A 21,773-nucleotide genomic window follows, 5' to 3' on the forward strand; every position below is an offset into this window, starting at 1 on the left:
CTCCGCCGGCCGAGCCGGTCACGAACGGGCGTACGCGTGCGCTGGATTTTTTCTGTGGGGGCTTGACGCACGGCCACGACCCTCCATACTCGTGCTCGCAGTTCGTTTCACATGAAGAACTGTGTTGCGCAATGAGAAACAACTTTCGCGTCACCTCGCACCACCCTCGCACCACCTCTTCGCACACCCTCTCTGCCTGGACCTGTCCCGCGCGCTGACAGAAAGGCCCGTCCATGGCATACGCGGAATCCCCTGAGCACCCCGCCGGCCTCTGGCGCAACCCCGACCCGCGGCGCACGTACGACGTGGTGATCGTGGGCGCCGGTGGGCACGGCCTGGCCACCGCCTACTACCTCGCCAGGAACCACGGCATCACGAACGTCGCCGTCCTCGAACGCGGCTGGCTCGCGGGCGGCAACATGGCCCGCAACACCGCGATCATCCGCTCCAACTACCTCTGGGACGAGAGCGCGGCGCTCTACGACCACGCCCTCCGCCTGTGGGAGGGACTGTCCGAGGAGCTGGACTACGACATCCTGTTCAGCCAGCGCGGCGTGCTCAACCTCGCCCACAGCCTGCAGGACGTGCGCGACAGCGTGCGGCGCGTCGAGGCCAACCGGCTGCAGGGCGTCGACGCCGAGTGGCTGACCCCGGAGCAGGTCAAGGAGTTCTGCCCGGTCGTCAACGTCTCGCAGGACGCGCGGTATCCGGTGCTCGGCGCGACGTTGCAGCGGCGGGCGGGCATCGCCAAGCACGACCACGTGGCCTGGGCGTACGCCCGCGCCGCCGACGCGCTCGGCGTCGACCTCATCCAGAACTGCGAGGTCACCGGCATCACCGTGCGGGGCGACCGGGTCACCGGGGTGGAGACGTCCCGCGGCCCGATCGCCGCCGGCCGTGTGGCGCTCGCCGCCGCCGGGCACTCCTCGCTGCTGGCCGGGATGGCCGGGCTGCGGCTCCCCATCCAGAGCCATCCGCTCCAGGCGCTGGTCTCCGAACTGCTCGAGCCCGTGCACCCGTGCGTCGTGATGTCCAACGCCGTGCACGTGTACGTCAGCCAGGCGCACAAGGGCGAACTGGTGCTGGGCGCGGGCGTGGACCAGTACAACTCGTACGGCCAGCGCGGCGGTTTCCACGTGATCCGGCAGCAGATGGCGGCGGCGCTGGAGCTGTTCCCGGCGTTCGCGCGGGCCCGGGTGCTGCGCACCTGGGGCGGCGTCGTGGACGTGTCGCCCGACGCGTCGCCGATCGTCGGGCTGACGCCGGTCGACGGGCTGTACCTCAACTGCGGCTGGGGGACCGGCGGTTTCAAGGCCACCCCCGGAGCGGGCTGGGTGTACGCGCACACCATCGCGCACGACCGGCCGCACCCGCTGAACGAGCCGTACACCCTGGAGCGCTTCACCACCGGCGCGCTGATCGACGAGCACGGCGCGGCGGCAGTGGCCCACTGACCCGCACACGGGCCCGCGGCCCCGGCGCCCCCGGTACGGCACGCGGACGAGCACAGGAGACACCATGCAGCTGATTCCCTGCCCGTGGTGCGGTGACCGCGACGAAGTGGAGTTCCACTACGGCGGTCAGGCGCACCTCGTCCACCCGGCGGACCCCGACGCGCTCAGCGACGAGGAGTGGGCCGGCTACCTGTTCCTGCGGGACAACCCGAAGGGCTGGTTCGAAGAGCGCTGGAGCCACGCGGCGGGCTGCCGCCGGTGGTTCACCGTCGTCCGGCACACCGTCACGCACGAGGTGCGCGGCAGCCACCGTCCCGGCGAGCGGGTCGCGGTGAGCGCGTCATGAACAGCCACCGGATGCCCGCCGGCGGCCGCGTCGACCGCGCCCGCCCGCTCACGTTCACCTTCGACGGCACCGCCTACACCGGCTACGAGGGCGACACCCTCGCCTCGGCCCTGCTCGCCAACGGCGTCCGTACGGTCGCCACCAGCCTCGCGCACGGCCGCCCGCGCGGCGTCTACGCGGCGGGCGTCGACGAGCCCAACGCCCTGGTGGGGCTGGCCCCTTGGGCACCCGCGCCGGACGGGCGAGGCACGCACGGGCAGGGTGCGCCCGGGCAGGGTGCGCCCGGCCCCGGTCCGTACGCGCCCGCGCGGCCCGCCGAGCCGATGGCGCAGGCCACCGTGACCGAGCTGTACGACGGCCTGCGCGCCGTCTCCCTGCGCGGCAAGGGGCGGCTCGACCCGGACGAGCCGGGTGACCACGGCCGGCACGACACCATGCACGCGCACTGCGACGTGCTCGTCGTCGGCGCCGGCCCGGCCGGGCTGACCGCCGCCCGTACGGCCGCCGCCACAGGCGCCCGCGTCGTACTGCTCGACGAGCAGCCCGAGCTGGGCGGCAGCCTGCTCGGCACCCGCGAACGCGTCGCGGACCGGCCCGCGCTCGAGTGGGTGGGGCGTACGGCCGGCGAGCTGGCCGACCGCACGGAGACCACCGTGCTGACCCGTACGACCGCGCTGGGCTGCTACGACCACAACCACGTGGTGGCCGCCGAACGGCAGGCGCCCGCGTACGGCGGGGGCGGCCGGCTGTGGCTGATCCGCGCGCGCCGCGTCGTGTTCGCCACCGGCGCCCACGAGCGGCCGCTGCTGTTCGCCGACAACGACCGGCCCGGCGTCATGCTGGCGGGCGCGGCACGCACGTACGCCAACCGCTACGCCGCGCTGCCCGGCCGCCGCGCCGTCGTCTGCACCAACAACGACAGCGCGTACGCCGCCGCCCTCGAACTGGCCGACGCGGGCCTGGAGATCGCCCGGATCGCGGACGCCCGCGACGAGGTGCCGCCGTACTGGGCGGCGCTCTGCGCCGACCGGCACATCGAAGTGTCCGCCGGGCACGTCGCGGCCGGCAGCCGCGGCGGCGCGGACGGCGCCGTCACCGCCGCGCTCCTCGCGGCGCGGGACGCGGACGGCGCCGCGCCCGCCGCGCCCGAGGCCGTGGCCTGCGACCTGCTGCTGGTCAGCGGCGGCTGGAACCCGGCGGTGCAGCTGCACACGCAGTCCGGCGGCCGTACGCGCTACGACGAGCGGCTGTGCTGCCACGTCCCGTACGAGCCGGACCCGCGCCGCCGCGTCGCGGGCGCCGCGCGGGGCCTCGTACGGCTGGGGGACTGCCTCGCCGACGGCGCCGCCGCCGGCGCGGACGCCGCGACCGACCTGGGTCTGACCGCCGGGCAGACGCCGCGCCCGCCGGGCGCCTGGGAGCCCGAACCGGTGCCGCCGCGCTGGCCGCTGGCCCCGTACGGGGGCGACCTTGGGGCGCACTACGTCGACCTGCAGCGGGATGCCACGCTCGCCGGCATCGAGCGGGCCGTCGGCAGCGGCATGCGCTCCGTCGAGCACGTCAAGCGCTACACCACCATCGGCACCGCCCACGACCAGGGCCGCACCTCCGGTGTCACCGCCGCCGCGGCCACGGCCGCCGCGCTGGGCGTGCCGGTCGCGGAACTGGGCACGACGACGCACCGGCCGCCGTACACGCCCGTGCCGTTCGCGCTGCTCGCGGGCCGCGCGCGGGGGCGGCTGCACGACCCGGTGCGTACGACGCCGCTGCACGCCCGGCACGTCGCGCGCGGCGCCGTCTTCGAGGACGTCGGGCAGTGGAAGCGGCCCCGCTACTACCCGCTGCCCGGCGAGGACATGGCGGCGGCGGTGGACCGCGAGTGCCGGGCGGCCCGCGAGGGCGTCGCGTGCATGGACGTCTCCACCCTCGGCAAGATCGACATTCAGGGCCCGGACGCCGCCGAGTTCCTGAACCGGGTCTACACCAACGGCTTCGCCAAGCTCCGCGTCGGCTCCAGCCGTTACGGCGTCATGTGCACCGCCGACGGCATGGTCTTCGACGACGGCGTGACGATGCGGCTCGCCGAGGACCACTTCCGGATGAGCACCACCACCGGCAACGCCGCCGCCGTACTGGACTGGCTGGAGGAGTGGCTCCAGACGGAGTGGCCGGACCTGCGCGTGTTCTGCACCTCCGTGACCGAGCAGTGGGCCGGCGTCGCCGTGGCCGGCCCCCGCGCCCGTACGGTGCTGGCCCGGCTCGCCCCGGAACTGCCGCTGGACAACGCCGAGTTCCCGTTCATGGCGTGGCGCGACGCCGAGGTCGCCGGGCTGGCCGCGCGCGTCGCGCGGATCAGCTTCTCCGGCGAACTCGCCTTCGAGGTCTACGTCTCCGGCTGGTACGGCCGCGCCCTCTGGGACGCCGTCCTGGACGCCGGAGCGGACGAGGGCATCACGCCGTACGGCACCGAGACGATGCACGTGCTGCGGGCCGAGAAGGGCTACGTGATCGTCGGACAGGACACCGACGGCACCGTCACCCCGCAGGACCTGGGCATGGACTGGGTGGTGTCCAAGCGGAAGGACTTCATCGGCCGGCGCTCGTACACGCGCCCCGACACGGCCCGTACGGACCGCAAGCACCTCGTCGGGCTGCTCCCGTGGGACACGCGCGAACTCCTCCCCGAGGGCGGCCACATCACGGAGGACGACCCCGGCGAACGGCCCGCGACGCCGGTCCCGTCGCTCGGCCACGTCACCTCCAGCTACCGCAGCGCGGCGCTCGGCCGCACCTTCGCGCTCGCCCTCGTACGGGGCGGCCGGGAGCGCATCGGCGGCACGGTGCACGTGCCGCTCGGCGACCGGACCGTGGCCGCCGAGGTCACCGAGCCGGTCTTCTACGACAGGGAAGGGAGCCGCAGGGATGGCTGACACGGTCGCGACACTCCCCGGAACGCTCACCCACTCGGCGCCGCAGCCGCCGGAGCCGCCGCCGGGACAGCCGTACGGGCGGCGCTCACCGCTCCAGGACCGCGCGGACGAGCTGGCGCGGGCAGGACGCCCCGGACCGTACGGGGTGGAGCTGCGGGAGGTGCCGTTCCTCACGCAGTTCAACCTGCGCGTACGGGAGCGGGGCCCGCGGTCGGCGTACGGGTTGCTCCCCGCGGCGCCGCTCGACTTCCCGCTGCCGCTGGCCCTGCCCGGCACGCCCAACACGGTGCTGCGCTCCGGGGACCGTGCCGCCGTCTGGCTCGGCCCCGACGAGTGGCTGATCGTCACCCCGCCGGGCACGGCCGCCGAGACCGACGACACGCTGCGCGCCGCGGCGGACACGGCACGCGGCGCGGACGGCGGCGGCGAAGGCGGAGGCGGCTCCGGCTCCGGCAGCGACGGCGGCGTGGACATCGCGTACACCGACGTGTCCGCGCACAGCACCACGCTGCGGCTCGGCGGCGCCCGCGCACGGGACGTCCTGCGCAAGGTCTGCCCGATCGACCTGCACCCGCGGGTGTTCGGCAGCGGCGCGTGCGCGCAGACGCTGCTGGCGGGCGGGGCCCGGGTGCTGCTGGTGGCCGACCGGGAGCCGGACGGCTTCCTGGTCTTCGTACGCGCGTCCTTCGCCGACTACGTCACCGACTGGCTGCTCGACTCCATGACCGAGTACGCCGCGGGTGACGGGCACTTCAGGAACGAGGAAAGGTAGCTCATGGTGCAGCGTGTTCGTGGGTTGGTGGCTCCGGGTCGGGATGAGCCGGTGCGGGTGGAGACGGTGGTGGTGCCGGATCCGGGGCCGGGTGAGGCGGTGGTGGCCGTCCAGGCGTGCGGGGTGTGGCACGTACGCACCGAAGGGACGGTTCCGAGTTGAGCGGCGACCCCGGCTTCAGCAACTACCAGAACGAGATCTACCTCCACGGTCTCGAGGACCGCCACCCGCCCTTCACCACCGACTTCACCGCGCCCGAGGCGTCCGCGCGGGAGCGGCTGGACCCGGGCCCGTTCCGGTACGTGGCCGGTGCCGCCCGCCCCGGTGCCCGTCTGCGTGTGCGTCATGCTCTCCCCCGAATCCCGAATCCCGCTTCCCGGTCCCGCTTCCCGATCCCTCACGCCTGCTGCCCGGCCCCCGTCCGCGGCGGCCACCCGCGCGTACCGAGCGGTAGCTTTCCGGTCGGTTCTAGCGGGGACGGCCGCGCCACCGCAACGCGCCGCCGTACGGGCAAGGGCCCGGGCACGGTTCACCCGGCCGCGTGTCGCGCCGCGTACGCGTTGACGTCGCGCGTCGTTGAGCTGCGGTTTCACAAACGTACGGAGGGGCGCGGCGCCGCCGCGGTGCCCGTATGCTGGCTGATCAGTCGGATCGGCGATACACGAAAGCGGCAGTCATGCGCGTCTACGTCCCCCTGACCCTCCCCGCGCTGGCCGAGGCACACCGGGCGGGTGAGCTGGGCCCCGGCCCCCTCCGTGCGTACGCCGTGACCCCGGGGCTGCGGGAGTGGTACGTGTCCGACGACGTCGAGGAGCTGGAGTACGCGGCGCTCGGCCGCGCGGCACAGGCGTCTCTACGGCGCCTCGCCACGGACCCGTCGGCCGTACGGCGCCGGGTGGTCGTCGCGCTGGACGTGCCGGACGGCACGGCCGTCGCGGACCCGGACCGGGGGCTCGACCCGGCGGCGCTGGGCGAGGTGCGGATCGCGGAGGCGGTGCCGCTGTCGAAGGCCGCGGCGGTGCACGTGGACGCGGCGGACGCCGAGGCCGATGTCGCGGCCGCCGCCGAGGCGTTGGACGCGGCCGACGGGGGCGACGACGACGCCCAGTTCACGGTGGACGGTGCGGACGCGCACGAGCTGCTGTGGTTCGCCACGCAGGAGATCCCGAACCTGGTCGGCTAGGGCCGCCCGCGCGCTGCCGTACGGAAATCTGTTACCGGCCTGTCAGACCCGGCGCGTACCGTCGTGCTCATGGGATCGGGGAACGAGAACGGACACAAGCGGGGCCACGATGACCACGGCAAGCACCAGGATCACGGAGACCACAAGGACCGCACCGCCGGTGCCACCCACATCGTCTGGGACTGGAACGGCACGCTCCTGCACGACATCCACGCGGTGATCGCCGCGACCAACGCCTCCTTCACGGAGCTCGGCCTGCCGCCGATCACCCTCGACCGCTACCGCGAGCTGTACTGCGTGCCGGTGCCGCGCTTCTACGAGCGGCTGATGGGGCGGCTGCCGACGGACGAGGAGTGGGAGGTGATGGACACCATCTTCCACCGGCACTACTGGCAGCAGGCCGAGGGCGTCGGACTGACCGAGGGCGCCGCCGAGCTGCTCGCCGCGCGCCAGGAGGCCGGGCACACGCAGTCGCTGTGTTCGCTGGCCCCGCACGACAGACTGGTGCCGCTGGTGCGGACGCACGGCATCGACGGGCACTTTCTGCGCGTGGACGGCGTGCGCGGCGGCAGATCCGGCGGCAGCAAGGCGGAGCAGATGGCGCGCCATCTGGGGGCGCTGGACGGCGTCGAGGCGGCCCGTACGGTCGTGGTGGGGGACGCCCTGGACGACGCGCTCGCGGCCGCGCACGTGGGCGCGGGGGCGGTGCTGTACACGGGGGGTTCGCACAGCCGGGCCAGCCTGTCGGAGGCCGGGGTTCCGGTCGTCGACAGCCTTGCCGAGGCCGTCGAAACCGCAGAGCGTATCGCCTCATCTCTCTAGCGCCGCTGGCCACTTCGGCCAAGTTCGCCCCCCGGTTTTGTACGCATACGGGCCATGACGGGCCCCTGCTCCGGGGAGATAGCCTTGCGCTCGTGATCAGCGCCATATCCGCCGGAGGCGACGAAGCCTCGGCCCCGCGCCCACCGTGCGACAGCGCTCGGGCTGCCGCTGTTCACCTCTCGTGGCATACCGTCGAGCCTGAGCGGACACACCGCGTTTCGACGTCATGCCCCCGCCACACCGACGTCACGCAACGGCGCGCGACAGGAGCCAGAGGACATGCCAACCAAGCTGGACGAAGCAAAGGCCGAGCGGCTCGCGGAGGCCGTACGGGTAGCCGAGCAGAATCCGATCGGAGGTCAGGCGGAGCAGGGACTGGGGAGTGACACCCTCGCCGTCTACCTCCGGCGCTACTACCTGCACACCGCCCCCGAGGACCTGACCGACCGCGACCCGGTCGACATCCTCGGCGCAGCGCTCGCCCACCACCGCCTCGCGGAGCACCGGCCGCAGGGCACGGCGAACGTACGGGCCTACACCCCGACCGTCGACGAGCACGGCTGGACCTGCACCCACACCGTCGTCGAAGTCGTCACGGACGACATGCCCTTCCTCGTCGACTCGGTCACCAACGAGCTGTCCCGGCAGGGCCGTGGCATCCACGTGGTCATCCACCCGCAGATCACCGTCCGCCGCGATGTGACCGGCAAGCTGCTGGAGGTGCTGGACGTCGGCCGGGACACGCGCTCGGACCGTGACGCGCCCTCCCGCGAGCTGCCGCACGACGCCGTGACGGAGTCCTGGATCCACGTCGAGATCGACCGCGAGACGGACCGGGAGGACCTCAAGCAGATCAACTCCGATCTGCTGCGCATCCTCTCCGACGTGCGGGAGGCCGTGGAGGACTGGCACAAGATGCGCGCCGCCGCGCTGCGCATCGCCGAGGAGCTGCCCGCCGAGCCGACCGCCGACGACCTGCGGGACCTGGAGGTGGAGGAGGCCCGCGAGCTGCTGAACTGGCTCGCGGACGACCACTTCACGTTCCTGGGCTACCGCGAGTACGAGCTGGCGTCCGAGCCCTCCGACGGCGGTGAGGAGCTGCTGCTGTCCGCCGTGCCCGGCACGGGGCTGGGCATCCTGCGCGCCGACCCGCGCCACACCGACGACCAGGGCCACCCGGTCTCGCCGTCGTTCAACCGGCTTCCGGCCGACGCCCGCGCGAAGGCGCGCGAGCACAAGCTGCTGGTGCTGACGAAGGCGAACAGCCGCTCGACCGTGCACCGCCGCTCGTATCTCGACTACGTCGGGGTGAAGAAGTTCGACGCCGACGGCAACGTCATCGGGGAGCGCCGCTTCCTCGGCCTGTTCTCGTCGTCCGCCTACACCGAGTCCGTCCGCCGGGTGCCCGTCATCCGCCGCAAGGTCGCCGAGGTGCTGTCCACGGCGGGCTTCACGCCGGACAGCCACGACGGCCGCGACCTGCTGCAGATCCTCGAGACGTATCCGCGCGACGAGCTGTTCCAGACGGGCGTTGAGCAGCTGCGCTCCATCGCCACCTCCGTGCTCTACCTCCAGGAGCGCCGCAAGCTGCGGCTGTATCTGCGGCAGGACGAGTACGGGCGGTACTACTCCGCGCTGGTCTACCTGCCCCGCGACCGCTACACAACGGGCGTACGCCTCCGCCTGATCGACATCCTCACCGAGGAACTGGGCGGCACCAACGTCGACTTCACCGCCTGGAACACCGAGTCGATCCTCTCCCGGCTGCACTTCGTCATCCGCGTCACGCCCGGCAGCGAGCTGCCCGAGCTGACCGACGAGGACGCCGACCGGATCGAGGCGAGGCTGGCCGAGGCGGCCCGCTCCTGGCAGGACGGCTTCAACGAGGCGCTGGTCGCCGAGTGCGGCGAGGAGCAGGCCGCCGAGCTGGCGCACCGCTACGCCAACGCCTTCCCGGAGGGGTACAAGGCGGACTTCCCGCCCCGTGCCGCCGTGGCCGACCTGCAGTACCTGCAATCCCTCAGCACTCGCGAGGACGTGGAGGCGGCGGACCGCGCCGAGGACTTCGCGCTGAGCCTGTACGAGCCGGTGGGCGCCGGGCCCGGCGAGCGCCGCTTCAAGATCTACCGCACGGGCGAGCCCGTCTCGCTCTCCGCCGTCCTCCCGGTGCTCCAGGCGCTGGGCGTGGAGGTCGTCGACGAGCGCCCGTACGAGCTGCGGTGCGCCGACCGCAGCAAGGCGTGGATCTACGACTTCGGGCTGCGGATGCCCGCCGCCCAGCTGCAGGAGTTCGGGGACGACGCACGGGACCGCTTCCAGGAGGCGTTCGCCGCCGTCTGGACCGGGCAGGCCGAGAACGACGGCTTCAACACCCTGGTCTTCTCCGCCGGTCTCGACTGGCGGCAGGCGATGGTGCTGCGGGCGTACGCGAAGTACCTGCGCCAGGCGGGCGCCACGTTCAGCCAGGACTACATGGAGGACACCCTCCGGCACAACGTCCACACCACCCGGCTGCTGGTGAACCTGTTCGAGGCGCGGATGTCCCCGGAGCGCGTCTCCGCCGGGCACGAGCTGACCGACGGGCTGCTGGAGGAGGTGGAGGGCGCCCTGGACCAGGTGGCCAGCCTGGACGAGGACCGCATCCTGCGTTCGTTCCTGACCGTCATCAAGGCGACCCTGCGCACCAACTACTTCCAGCAGGACAGCGCCGGCAGTCCGCACACGTACGTCTCGATGAAGCTGGACCCGCAGCAGATCCCCGATCTGCCGGCGCCGCGGCCCGCGTACGAGATCTGGGTGTACTCGCCCCGGGTCGAGGGCGTCCACCTGCGGTTCGGCAAGGTCGCACGCGGCGGGCTGCGCTGGTCCGACCGGCGGGAGGACTTCCGTACGGAGATCCTCGGCCTGGTGAAGGCGCAGGAGGTGAAGAACACCGTCATCGTGCCGGTCGGCGCCAAGGGCGGCTTCGTCGGCAAGCAGCTGCCCGACCCGGGCACGGACCGGGACGCCTGGCAGGCGGAGGGCATCGCCTGCTACAAGACGTTCATCTCGGGGCTCCTGGACATCACCGACAACCTCGTCGGCGGCGAGGTCGAGCACCCCGCGGACGTCGTGCGGCACGACGGCGACGACACGTACCTGGTGGTCGCGGCCGACAAGGGCACCGCGCAGTTCTCCGACATCGCCAACGAGGTGGCGGTGGCGTACGGGTACTGGCTGGGCGACGCGTTCGCCTCCGGCGGCTCGGCGGGGTACGACCACAAGGGCATGGGCATCACCGCGCGCGGCGCCTGGGAGTCCGTGAAGCGGCACTTCCGCGAGCTGGAGCACGACACGCAGACGCAGGACTTCAGCGTGGTCGGCATCGGTGACATGTCCGGCGACGTGTTCGGGAACGGCATGCTGCTCTCCGAGCACATCCGGCTGGTGGCCGCCTTCGACCACCGGCACATCTTCCTCGACCCGAACCCGGGCGCGGCCGTGTCGTACGCCGAGCGCCGCCGGGTCTTCGAGCTGCCGCGCTCCTCCTGGGCGGACTACGACACCGGGACGATCTCCGCGGGCGGCGGAGTCCACCCGCGGAGCGCCAAGGCCATCCCGATCACCCCGCAGGTGCGTACGGCACTGGGCATCGCGGCGGGCATCTCCAAGATGACCCCGGCGGAGCTGATGAAGGCGATCCTGCGGGCGCCCGTCGACCTGCTGTGGAACGGCGGCATCGGCACGTACGTGAAGGCGCACACGGAGACGCACGCGGACGTCGGCGACAAGGCCAACGACGCGATCCGGGTGGACGGCCAGGAGCTGCGCGTGAAGGTCGTGGGGGAGGGCGGCAACCTGGGCCTGACCCAGCTGGGCCGCATCGAGTTCGCCACGCACGGCGGCCGGATCAACACCGACGCGATCGACAACAGCGCCGGTGTGGACACCTCCGACCACGAGGTGAACATCAAGATCCTGCTCAACGCGGTCGTCAGCAACGGCGACATGACCGTCAAGCAGCGCAACGCCCTGCTGGCCGAGATGACCGACGAGGTCGGCGAGCTCGTCCTGCGGAACAACTACGCGCAGAACGCCGCCCTCGGCAACTCCCTGGAGCAGGCGCCCAGTCTCCTCCAGGCCAACCAGCGCCATATGCGGGCGCTGAGCAAGGAGGGCCGGCTCGACCGCGGGCTGGAGTTCCTGCCGTCCGACAAGCAGATCCGGGAGCGGCTCGCCGGCGGTCTGGGCCTGACCCAGCCCGAGCTGGCCGTGATGCTCGCCTACACCAAGATCACGGTGACGGAGGAGCTGGTCCAGAGCCCGCTGCCGGACGATCCGCACCTCCAGCGGCTGGCGCACGCGTACTTCCCGCGGCAGCTGCGCGAGCGCTTCCCGGACGAGATCGACCACCACGCGCTGCGCCGCGAGATCGTGACGACGCTGCTCGTCAACGACACGGTCAACACGGGCGGTTCGACGTTCCTGCACCGGATCAAGGAGGAGAGCGGCGCCAGCACCGAGGAGATCGTACGGGCGCACACCGCGGCCCGCGCGATCTACGGCCTCGGCGCCATCTGGGACGAGGTCGAGTCGCTGGACAACGTGGTGGCGGCCGACATCCAGACCAAGATCCGGCTGCACTCGCGGCGGCTCGTCGAGCGCGCCACCCGCTGGCTGCTCAACAACCGGCCGCAGCCGCTGCTGCTCGCCGACACCATCGAGCTGTTCAGCGACCGGGTCGCCACGGTGTGGGCGGAGCTGCCGAAGCTGCTCAAGGGCGACGACCTGGAGTGGTACCAGAAGGTGCACGACGAGCTGGCCGCCGCGGGCGTTCCGGCCGAGCTGTCGCTGCGGGTCGCGGGCTTCTCGGCGGCCTTCCCGGCGCTGGACGTGGTCGCGGTGGCGGGCCGTACGGGCAACGAGCTGCTGGACGTCGCCGCGGTCTACTACGACCTGGCCGACCGGCTCGGCATCACGCAGCTCCAGGAGCGGGTCGGCGCGCTGCCCCGCGCGGACCGCTGGCAGTCCACCGCGCGGGCGGCGATCCGCGAAGACCTGTACGCCGCACACCAGTTGCTCACCGCCGACGTGCTGGCGGCGGGCAGCGGCGCGCAGACGGCGGAGCAGCGCTACGCGGCGTGGGAGGAGAAGAACTCCGCGATCCTCTCCCGTGCCCGCGCGACGCTCGACGAGATCCACGCCTCGGACACGTTCGATCTGGCCAACCTATCGGTGGCGATGCGCACCATGCGCACGCTGCTGCGGTCGAACCGCTGAGCCCGTTGAGCCCGCTGCCCCCACGGCGGCTGTGACCGGCTGACACAGGGGGCGTCCCGGTGCCGCGCGCACCCGGGCGCCCCCTGTGCCTCCGGGCCGTTCAGGCGTCCGTACACGGCGTTCCACGGCGCGTTCGGGGTCCTTCGGGACGTTCCGGACGCGAGTGGCAGCGATCACATCCCTCATTCGAGCCACACCGGCGATTGCTCCCGGTTGAGTCCTTCCACCCTGCGTACTTTCGGTCAGATGGCGTCCGACACTCTCTCCCACGCCCGCGCGTCCGCGGGGACGGGGAGCGCCGCGGCACGGAGCCGTGACCCGTTCCTCGACAACGCGAAGTTCCTGCTCATCGTGCTGGTGGTGATCGGGCACAGCTGGGGACCGCTGGAGGACGAGATAAGAGCGGTGAAGGCGGGGTACCTCCTCGTCTACGCCTTCCACATGCCCGCCTTCGCGCTGCTGTGCGGCCATCTCGCGCGGAGCTTCACGGGGCGCCCGGACCAGATCAGAAAGCTCGTCAGCAATGTCCTGGTGCCGTATCTGATCTTCGAGACGCTGTACGCGGGGATGTACGCGGTGGTGTGGGACCAGCCGTTCTCGATCACGCCGACGGAGCCGCGCTACCTCACCTGGTTCCTGCTGGCGCTGTTTTTGTGGCGGCTCACGGTGCCCCTGTGGCGCGCGCTGCGCCACCCGGTCGCGGTGGCCGCGCTGGTGTCCGTGGCGGCGGGCATCACGGGCATGGGCTACGACCTCGCGCTGCCGCGGGTGCTGATGTTCCTGCCGTGGTTCGTGCTGGGGCTGCGGCTGCGCCGCGAGCAGTTCGCGCCGCTGCGCACCCGGGGAGCGCGCTGGCTGGCGGTGCCGGTGCTGCTCTGCGCGGGCGCGGGCGCGTACTGGGCGGCGCCGCGCACCAGCGGCGGCTGGCTGCTGATGCAGTGGAGCGGCGCGGACATGGGTGTGCCGGCGGCCACGTACGTGCTGATGCGGCTCGCGCTGTTCGGGCTCGCGGCGGTTCTGATGTGCGCATTTCTCGCGCTCGTACCGGGAAGGGCTACTGTTTACACTGCGCTCGGAGCGGTCACGCTGTATCCGTACTTGATGCACGGGCTGTTCGTGAAGACCGTGGAGGGCAGCGGCGGATACGACGTGATCGCGGCCGGCGGACTCCCGGTGGCCGCGTTGCTGACGGTCCTCGCGGGTGTGCTGGCGGTAGTGCTGAGCAGCGCGCCCGTACGGCGTGTGGCCTGGCCGCTCGTCGAGCCGCGGCTTCCGCGGTGGCTGTGGAGTCCGGCGGACGCACAGTCACACGGGCCTCCGCGGCCACCCGAGCCACAGCAGCCTCTGAAGTCGACCGGAGTCAACTCGCCGTAGCGGCTTCGCTCAGACAAGTTGAACACCAGATGTCCAACACCCGGCCAACGATGGAACATTCCCGTGTGAAGTCCAGGGCAACCATCGGCTACCGGCAACCGTCCTCTATACAGTCTTCAGATATGTCCACCGCCGAGGAGGCCCCCTCCGTTATGACTGCAGCCGCCACCGCTTCCACGGCTGAAGAGCTGCCCGCCCCGAAGTCCTTCTACGACGTCCCGGGCTGGTTCTACAACACAGACGTCGTCCTCTTCGACTGGTTTCTGAAGCGCCAGGAGACCGAGGACATCCACGGCGATCTGCTGGAGATGGGCGCGTACATGGGGAAGAGCGCCATCCTCATGCGCGCGTACCTGCGCGACGACGAGACGTTCACCGTCTGCGACCTCTTCGACTCGGACGCGCCGGACGAGCACAACGAGCGCGAGATGAGCGGCTCGTACTCCACGCTGACGCGTCGCTCGTTCGAGGCCAACTTCCTCTCGTTCCACGACGAGCTGCCGCGTGTCATCCAGGCCCCGACCTCCGTGGTGCCCGAGGAGGTCAAGGCGGACAGCTGCCGCTTCGTGCACGTGGACGCCTCGCACCTGTACGAGCACGTGCACCCCGACATCGGCAACGCCCGCGAGGCGCTGTCCGGGGACGGCCTCGTGGTGCTGGACGACTACCGCTCCAGCCACACCCCCGGCGTCGCCTGCGCCACCTGGCAGGCAGTGCTCGAGGGCGGGCTGAAGCCGATCTGCGTCAGCAGCAACAAGTTCTACGGCACCTGGGGTGACCCGAAGCCGGTCCAGGACCGGCTGCACGCGGAGCTGAAGGAGCGGGGCAACTTCTGGCTCCAGTGGCAGGAGGTCGCCGGGCACCGGATGCTGCTGGTCGGCGGGCGCAAGGCGACGCCGCCGAAGCTGCCCGTCTCCAAGCACAAGGCCACCGCCGACACCGCCGCCGACGGCGCGGCCGCGCAGGCCCCGAAGTCCGGGCAGGCCTCGCAGTCCAAGGCGGCGGCCAAGCCCGCCCCGGCGCCGCGGCGCCCGCGGTCCCGGCTGCGCAAGGTGGCGATCGACGTGCTGCCGCCGGTGGTCACCCGGGCGGTGGTGCGGGCACGGAAGCGCGGCAGGTGAGGCTGCTGGCCGGCGTTCTGAAGCCAGGACATGGGGGTCTTACGGCCCCCATGTGGGAAGATCTCCCAACACATCGACATACGCATGGATATAGGACTCTCCCTGGTCGACGGCCGTTGATCCTTCGGCCGCTTCCAGGTGATCGTTTCTGCCCGCCCGACAGCAGGCACTTGGCGATCTTGTCCGCCAAGGAATGGTGATAATGCCCCGTCTCAGCGTCATCGTCCCCGTATTCAAAGTTCAGGGTTATCTGCGCGAGTGCATGGACTCGGTGCTCGGCCAGTCGTTCAGAGACCTCGAAGTGATCGCGGTAGACGACTGCTCCCCGGACGGCAGCGGCCGCATTCTCGACGAGTACGCCGCGCGTGACGACCGTGTCACCGTGCTCCACCTACCCGAGAACGTCGGTCTCGGGCGCGCCCGCAACGCCGGGGTGGAGCACGCCACCGGTGACTATCTGCTCTTTCTCGACAGCGACGACAGCTACTCGGACGGCGCGCTGGACGCCATCGTCCGCCAGCTGGATGCCTGCGGGGAGCCGGACGTGCTGGTCTTCGACCACGTCCGGCACTACTGGTGGAACGGTGTGCGGGAGAGCATCTTCGGCGACCTGCTGGCCTCCACGGGCACCCGTGCGGAGAGCGTCTTCGAGAACCCGGAGCTGCTCCGGCTGTTCGCGGTGGCCTGGAACAAGGCGTACCGCCGGGAGTTCTACCAGGAGCACGAGCTGTCGTTCGAGCCCGGCCTGTACGAGGACGCGCCGCTCGCGTACGAGGCGATGATCTCCGCGGAGACCATCGGCTGCCTGTCGCGCCCCTGCGTCATCTACCGTCAGCGGCCGCAGGGCGCCATCACCAGGTCGCCCGGCAAGAAGCACTTCGACATCTTCCCGCAGTACGAGTCGCTGTTCGCGTTCATCGACAAGCGGCCGCACCTGGACTCGCTGCGTCCGCTGCTGTTCGAGCGGATGATCAGCCACTACGGGTTCTGCATCCAGCGGCCCGACCGGGTGCACCCGCACGACCGGCGGAAGTACTTCCGTATCGCCGCCCGGCACTACCGCCGCTACCGTCCCGACGGGTTCACGCCGCCCTCGGGCCGCGCGGGTCTGCCGTTCCGGCTGATGGCCGCCCGCTCGTACCTGGGCTTCGCGCTGCTCGAGACCGCGAAGCAGGCCCGCCGGTCACTGCGCAAGCAGGCGCGGAAGGTCAAGCACGGGCTGGGCCGCGCTGTGTACAAGGCGTACTACGCGTTCCAGCGGAAGCTGCCGCTGGACGAGAAGCTCGTCGTCTACAGCGCGTACTGGGACCGCGGGGTCTCCTGCAACCCGGCCGCGATCCAGCGCAAGGCCGCGGAGCTGGCGCCGGACCTGAAGGCCGTGTGGGTCGTGCGCCCCAGCGCGGCGGCGGACCTGCCCAAGGGCACCGACTACGTGCTGCCGCGCTCGCCGCGCTACTGGCGGACGATGGCCCGCGCCAAGTACCTGGTGAACAACGTCAACTTCCCCGACTTCGTGGAGAAGCGCGCCGGGCAGATCCATCTGCAGACGCACCACGGCACGCCGCTGAAGTCGATGGGCCTGGACCAGCAGCAGTTCCCGGCCGCCGGGATGAGCTTCCGCGCGCTCCTGCGGCGCGCGGCCCGCTGGGACTACAGCGTGTCCGCCAACCCGCACTCCACCGAGGTGTGGGACCGGGTCTACCCGTGCCCGTACGAGCACCTGGAGACGGGCTACCCGCGGAACGACGTCTACGCCACCGCCACCGAAGAGGACGTCCTGGAGATCCGGAGCAAGCTGGGCATCGCCCCGGACAAGATCGCGCTGCTGTACGCGCCCACGATGCGGGACTACCGCAAGGGCTTCGTGCCGCAGCTCGACCTGGAGCGGGTCAGCCGTGAACTGGGCGACAAGTACGTGCTGCTGGTCCGCACCCACTACTTCTACGGTGCCAACCAGGCGCTCAGCGAGCTGCAGGAGCGCGGCGTGCTGAGGGACGTGTCGCGCTACCCGAGCATCGAGGAGCTGAACCTCGCGTCGGACGCGATCATCACGGACTACTCGTCGGTGATGTTCGACTACGCCGTGCTCGACCGCCCGATCGTCAGCTACGTCCCCGACTGGGAGGCGTACCGCGCATCCCGCGGCACGTACTTCGACCTGGTCTCCGGCCGCAAGGGCGAGACGCCCGGCGCGGTCGCCCGCAGCGAGGACGAGCTGATCGAGACGTTCACCTCGGGCGCCTGGGACAGCCCGCGTACGACGGAACTGCGGGCGGCGTTCCGCGAGCGGTTCTGCCCGTACGACGACGGGCACGCCGCCGAGCGGGTCGTACGCCGGGTCTTCCTGCGCGAGGGCGAGAGCGCTCTGCCGCAGGTGGTGCCGGTGGCCGAGCGGCAGCCCGCGAAGCCGCCGAGGCTCGCGGAGCCGCCGCCCGAGTCGTCCAAGGTGCGCGTCCCGTCCGTTACTTGAGAATCAGTCGGCAGCAGTCGCCGAGCCCGCCGCGGAACCCGCGGCGGGTTCGGCGTTTTCCGGGCCCTCCGGGGCCGGCGCCTGCTGCTGGGCGGGCGGCACCGGTGCGGCGGCGGGTGCCGCCGTGGCAGCGGGCTCGCCGCGGCCGGCCAGCATGCGGTCCACGACGCGGGCCGCCGCCTGCCCGTCGTCCAGGTCGCAGAACGCCTGCCGGAACTGCGCGTACCGCTCCTCGTGCGCCGCCGCGACCGCGTCCGCGTCCGTCAGGGCCGCGATCACCTCGTCGGAGCGGGCGAGCAGCGGGCCCGGTGCGCGTTCCTCGAAGTCGAAGTAGAAGCCGCGCAGGACGTCGCGGTAGCGCTCCAGGTCGTACGTGAAGAACAGTATGGGCCGCCCGGTGTGCGCGAAGTCGAACATCAGCGACGAGTAGTCCGTGATCAGCACGTCCGAGATGAGCAGCAGCTCCGCGATGTCCGGCCAGGCCGACACGTCGCGTACGAAGCCGTCGCCCGTGCCCGGCACCGCGTCCGCCACCAGGTAGTGCTTGCGGACCAGCAGCACGTGGTCGGCGCCGAGTGCCGCGTGTGCCGCGTCCAGGTCGAGGCGCAGGTCGAACTTGCAGTTGCTGCGGTCGAAGCGGTTGTCGTCCCGCCAGGTCGGCGCGTACAGCACGATGCGCTTGTCCTCGGGGATGTCGAGCCGCTTGCGCACCTCGCGGGCGTGCTTGTCGCGGTCCTCGGCGTACAGCAGATCGTTGCGCGGGTAGCCGGACTCGAGGATCTCGCCCTCGTAGCCGAAGGCACGGCGCAGGATCGGGGTGCTGAACCGGTTGGGCGACAGCAGCAGGCTCCACTGCGCGGACCGCTCGGTCAGGCTGGCCAGGTACTCGTGGTTCGCGAACGTCATGTCCGCCAGGTCCAGCCCGATGCGCTTGAGCGGGGTGCCGTGCCAGGTCTGTACGGCGGTCTGCCCCTCGCGCCGCTCGAACCAGCGCGGGAAGTGTGTGTTGCCGACGAGCCACCGGCTGCGGGCGAGCGCCTCGTGCCACTCGGCGCTGCCCTGCACCACCGCGCGGGCGCCGGGAGGTACGAGGGCCTGCCCGTCGCGTACGGCCCACAGGTGCTCGACCTCGGTGCCGCGGCGCAGCAGCTCCTCGTGCAGCGCGCGCGGCGAGTCCGAGAACTGGCGGCCGTCGAAGCTGTTGTAGAGGACGGCGTCGCGCAGCGGGCGGCGGCGGGCCGCCGGGTAGAGGACGGTCTGCAACTGGTGCTGGCGGTACGTGCCCCGCTCGCGTACGCCCAGGACGGAGCCGGAGAGCAGGAACAGCCGGTCGTGGAACCGCCGTTCGAGGGTGAAGTCCCGCTCGCCCGCGTACGTCTCCGGCAGCGTGCCGAGCAGCGCGGGGCGCAGCCGCAGCGGAACGTCCCCGTCGCGGGTGTCCGCGCCCAGCGCGCGGAAGAACGGGTACCAGCGGCCCTGGCGCAGCGGCAGCCCGCCGGGCGCCGCGTCCTCCGGGCGCAGCCGTGCGGTGAAGCGGCCGCCGTCCCGCTCGACGGGCACGGCCACCTCCTCGCGGTGGCCGCTGTGCTGCCAGATCAGCTCGACGGCGGCGGCCGCGCGTACGCCCTCCGGGGCCTCGGGGAAGGTGCCGGACACGGTGAGTTCGCCGTCCGGGCTCCAGGCGAGCGCGTCCGCGACGGGCTGGACGGCCCGGTCGGTGAGGACGAGGTGGCCGGACGCGTCGGGGGTCAGGCACAGTTCGCGGAAGGTGCCGTCGCCGGTCAGGGGGTAGCGGCCGAGGGCCGTGTCCTCCGGGGCGACGATCCGGCACTGCGAGCTGTCCTTGAAGACCAGGCTCGCGCGCCAGGTGTGCGAGGGGGCCGGTACGGGAGCGGGCGTGGCGGTCTCCGCGGCGGCGTCCGCCTCGGCCGGGCGGGGGCCGTCCGCCGTGTCCGCGGCGGCTGTATCGGCTGTGTCCGCTGTATCGGCGGGGTCGGCGGGGTCGGCGGGGGCGGCGGGGTCCGCCCCGTTGGCGCCGTCCTCGGTGGCCCGCTCCCCGTTGTCTCCGTTGTCTCCGTTGTCTGTACTGCTCGAATTATCGGTGATGTCTGCGTCATCCGTGTCGTCCCCGTGCGCCGCGCTCTGCGCGGTGCCGGCCGCCGCGAGGTCCGCGAGCGGGACTCGTATCGTGAAGACGTCCCGGCCGTCGGCCTCCGTCCGTACCGTCCGCACCGGGTACTCGCGGCTGGTCTCCGCCTCCCCGTGCCCGGTGCGCAGCACCATGGTGGCGGGCTTGCGCCCTTCCCGTACGGTGCCGGTCAGCTCCAGTTCGCCGCCTTCCATGCGGTGTCCGGTGAGCCGCGCGCCGATCTCCTCGACGCTGATCCGGAGCTGCCCGTGCCGGAACACCGGCACGATCCGCCGCCCGTCGCCCGTCTCGAGCGCCAGCGGCTGCTTCCCCGAGCCGTCGCCGCCCGGGCCCACGCCGGCGTGCCGCAGCAGTCCGCCGGTGAGGACGCCGAGGCCCAGCGTCCAGACGCCGGTCCGCTCGTCCCGCCCGAGCGCCTTGAGCAGCCGGGCGGGGTCCACGGTGATCTCGAAGCCGGACGAGTCGTACGAGTGCAGCCGCTGCCGCGAGTACGACGTCGCCTCGGGCGCCGGGACCGTACGCACGCGCACCGGCGTACGCATCCTGCTGCCGCGCCGGCGCAGCCAGCCGATCTTCCGTGACTGGCGGGGGTGTTCGGCGTCGAGGGAGCGCACGTACGCGTAGCCGCGCAGCCGCAGCGTGCCGTCCGGCAGCCAGCGGCACTCCTGGAGCCGGGCGATCAGCGGCAGGTCGTCCTTGGCGGGGCGGGCGAGCCGGCGCGGGACGTCGATCTCGCTGCCGTCGGGGCGCAGGAACGCCGCGCCGCGCGCCCGTGCGCCGGTGACACGGAACACGCGCGGGTTGTCCCGCTCGAAGGCGAGCGCGTCGAGCAGATCGGCCATGCGGCCCGTACGGGCCAGCTCCCACTTCATGCGGGCGGCCACCGGCAGGCCCTCGAACACGTCCGTGGTGACGCGCGAGACGAAGTCGGCGGCGAGTTCGGCGAAGAGGGCGCGGAACTCCTCGCCGGCGCCCGGGAGTTCCTTCATGAACGGCATCAGGTCGCCGGTCAGAGCCGTCGCGTCGTAGTCGGCCTTGGCGCCCTGCCGCGCGTCGGACGTCCAGCCGCCCAGCAGGCGGCTCACGCCGTCCGCGACGGTCATCGCGTCCCGCAGGGCCCCCGGGTCGGTGCGCGGGCGCGGGGTGTGCCCGTCGCCCGGCTCGCGCCAGTGGCACACGGCGTCGCTCAGCACGTCGACGGAGGTGGCGAGGTAGTGCGCGGGCAGCGCCACGGCGGTGTCCGGGGCGAGCGCGCCCTCTCCGGCCACGCCGGCGGGCCAGCCGAGGTCGAGCCAGTCCCAGAACGTACGGCGGAAGACTTTGTTCCGGACGGTCCGGTCGTGGATCAGCGGCCGGTGCTGGTTGAGGTGCGTACGCGGGCGGTTCTTGGCGGTCGCCTTCTTGACCGGGCCGTACGGGCTCAGCAGGGGCTGTCCGCTGTCGTCCGTGCCCAGCCGCAGGATGCCGCCGGTGGCGAAGTCGGAGCCGGTCTCGTCCAGGGTGCCGAGGAGCAGCTCGTACGCGCGGGGCGGCACGGTGTCCGCGCCGTCGGCGAACGCGAGGTAGGTGCTGCCGGAGTCGGCGTGCCGGGTGCCCGCGGCGCGGGCGTCGGCGGTCTCGTCCGCCGCGAGCCGCACCACGCGGAACCGGTCGTCGCCTTCGGCGAACTCCAGGGCGGGCGCGAGCTGTCCGTCCGCGGGGGCACCGTCCGCGGGGCTGCTCACGCGCGGGTCGTCGACCAGTATCACCTCGAGGTCGCCCATGGTCTGGGCGGCGAGGGAGCGCAGGCACTCCGGGAGGTGGGGTCCGGCGTTCCGGACGGGGACGACGACGGTGAGACGAGGGCTCATTCGGGGACACGACCGTTCATAGACTCTTCCTTCTGCTGACTGC

The 21,773-nt window shown here is 72.1% G+C and carries 11 protein-coding genes and 1 pseudogene; 11 read left to right on the forward strand and 1 reads right to left on the reverse strand.

Features of this window, described 5'->3' with window-relative positions; all coding sequences use genetic code 11:
• Window positions 1-233: 233 nt before the first annotated feature.
• From DVA86_RS30725 to DVA86_RS30775, 11 genes and pseudogenes are all read left to right on the forward strand, one after another.
• On the forward strand, window positions 234-1,454 hold the full coding sequence (locus tag DVA86_RS30725) for a sarcosine oxidase subunit beta family protein (RefSeq protein ID WP_208883242.1): 1,221 nt from the start codon (window positions 234-236) through the stop codon (window positions 1,452-1,454).
• A gap of 64 nt (window positions 1,455-1,518) precedes the next feature.
• On the forward strand, window positions 1,519-1,800 hold the full coding sequence (locus DVA86_RS30730; protein WP_208883244.1) for a sarcosine oxidase subunit delta: 282 nt from the start codon (window positions 1,519-1,521) through the stop codon (window positions 1,798-1,800).
• Window positions 1,797-4,730 (forward strand): 2Fe-2S iron-sulfur cluster-binding protein, encoded by a 2,934-nt coding sequence (locus DVA86_RS36040; RefSeq protein ID WP_208883246.1) that lies wholly within the window; start codon window positions 1,797-1,799, stop codon window positions 4,728-4,730. Before DVA86_RS30730 ends, DVA86_RS36040 begins: the two co-directional genes overlap by 4 nt.
• Window positions 4,723-5,502, forward strand: coding sequence for a sarcosine oxidase subunit gamma (locus tag DVA86_RS30740; protein WP_208883248.1), 780 nt, complete (start codon window positions 4,723-4,725; stop codon window positions 5,500-5,502). Before DVA86_RS36040 ends, DVA86_RS30740 begins: the two co-directional genes overlap by 8 nt.
• 3 nt (window positions 5,503-5,505) lie before the next feature.
• Window positions 5,506-5,634, forward strand: a pseudogene (locus DVA86_RS30745) (S-(hydroxymethyl)mycothiol dehydrogenase); the annotation flags it as partial.
• Between the two features lie 544 nt (window positions 5,635-6,178).
• The gene (locus tag DVA86_RS30750) at window positions 6,179-6,685 is read left to right on the forward strand and encodes a DUF6912 family protein (protein WP_208883250.1); all 507 of its coding nucleotides are present in this window, start codon (window positions 6,179-6,181) and stop codon (window positions 6,683-6,685) included.
• A 69-nt stretch (window positions 6,686-6,754) separates the two neighbouring features.
• The gene (locus tag DVA86_RS30755) at window positions 6,755-7,507 is read left to right on the forward strand and encodes an HAD family hydrolase (RefSeq protein ID WP_208883252.1); all 753 of its coding nucleotides are present in this window, start codon (window positions 6,755-6,757) and stop codon (window positions 7,505-7,507) included.
• A gap of 279 nt (window positions 7,508-7,786) precedes the next feature.
• The gene (locus DVA86_RS30760; RefSeq protein WP_208883254.1) at window positions 7,787-12,766 is read left to right on the forward strand and encodes an NAD-glutamate dehydrogenase; all 4,980 of its coding nucleotides are present in this window, start codon (window positions 7,787-7,789) and stop codon (window positions 12,764-12,766) included.
• Window positions 12,767-13,012: 246 nt separating this feature from the next.
• Complete coding sequence (locus DVA86_RS30765; protein ID WP_208883256.1) at window positions 13,013-14,140, forward strand: acyltransferase family protein; 1,128 nt, start codon at window positions 13,013-13,015, stop codon at window positions 14,138-14,140.
• A 152-nt stretch (window positions 14,141-14,292) separates the two neighbouring features.
• On the forward strand, window positions 14,293-15,261 hold the full coding sequence (locus DVA86_RS30770; RefSeq protein ID WP_208883258.1) for a class I SAM-dependent methyltransferase: 969 nt from the start codon (window positions 14,293-14,295) through the stop codon (window positions 15,259-15,261).
• Window positions 15,262-15,463: 202 nt separating this feature from the next.
• The gene (locus tag DVA86_RS30775) at window positions 15,464-17,731 is read left to right on the forward strand and encodes a bifunctional glycosyltransferase/CDP-glycerol:glycerophosphate glycerophosphotransferase (protein ID WP_208883260.1); all 2,268 of its coding nucleotides are present in this window, start codon (window positions 15,464-15,466) and stop codon (window positions 17,729-17,731) included.
• 3 nt (window positions 17,732-17,734) lie between these two features.
• On the opposite strand, the gene DVA86_RS30780 is transcribed toward DVA86_RS30775, so the two are convergent.
• A complete protein-coding gene (locus DVA86_RS30780; protein WP_208883262.1) occupies window positions 17,735-21,730 on the reverse strand; it encodes a bifunctional glycosyltransferase/CDP-glycerol:glycerophosphate glycerophosphotransferase in 3,996 nt (1,331 codons plus the stop codon).
• Between the last annotated feature and the right edge of the window lie 43 nt (window positions 21,731-21,773).

It is taken from the genome of Streptomyces armeniacus (assembly GCF_003355155.1).
Classification (GTDB): domain Bacteria; phylum Actinomycetota; class Actinomycetes; order Streptomycetales; family Streptomycetaceae; genus Streptomyces; species Streptomyces armeniacus.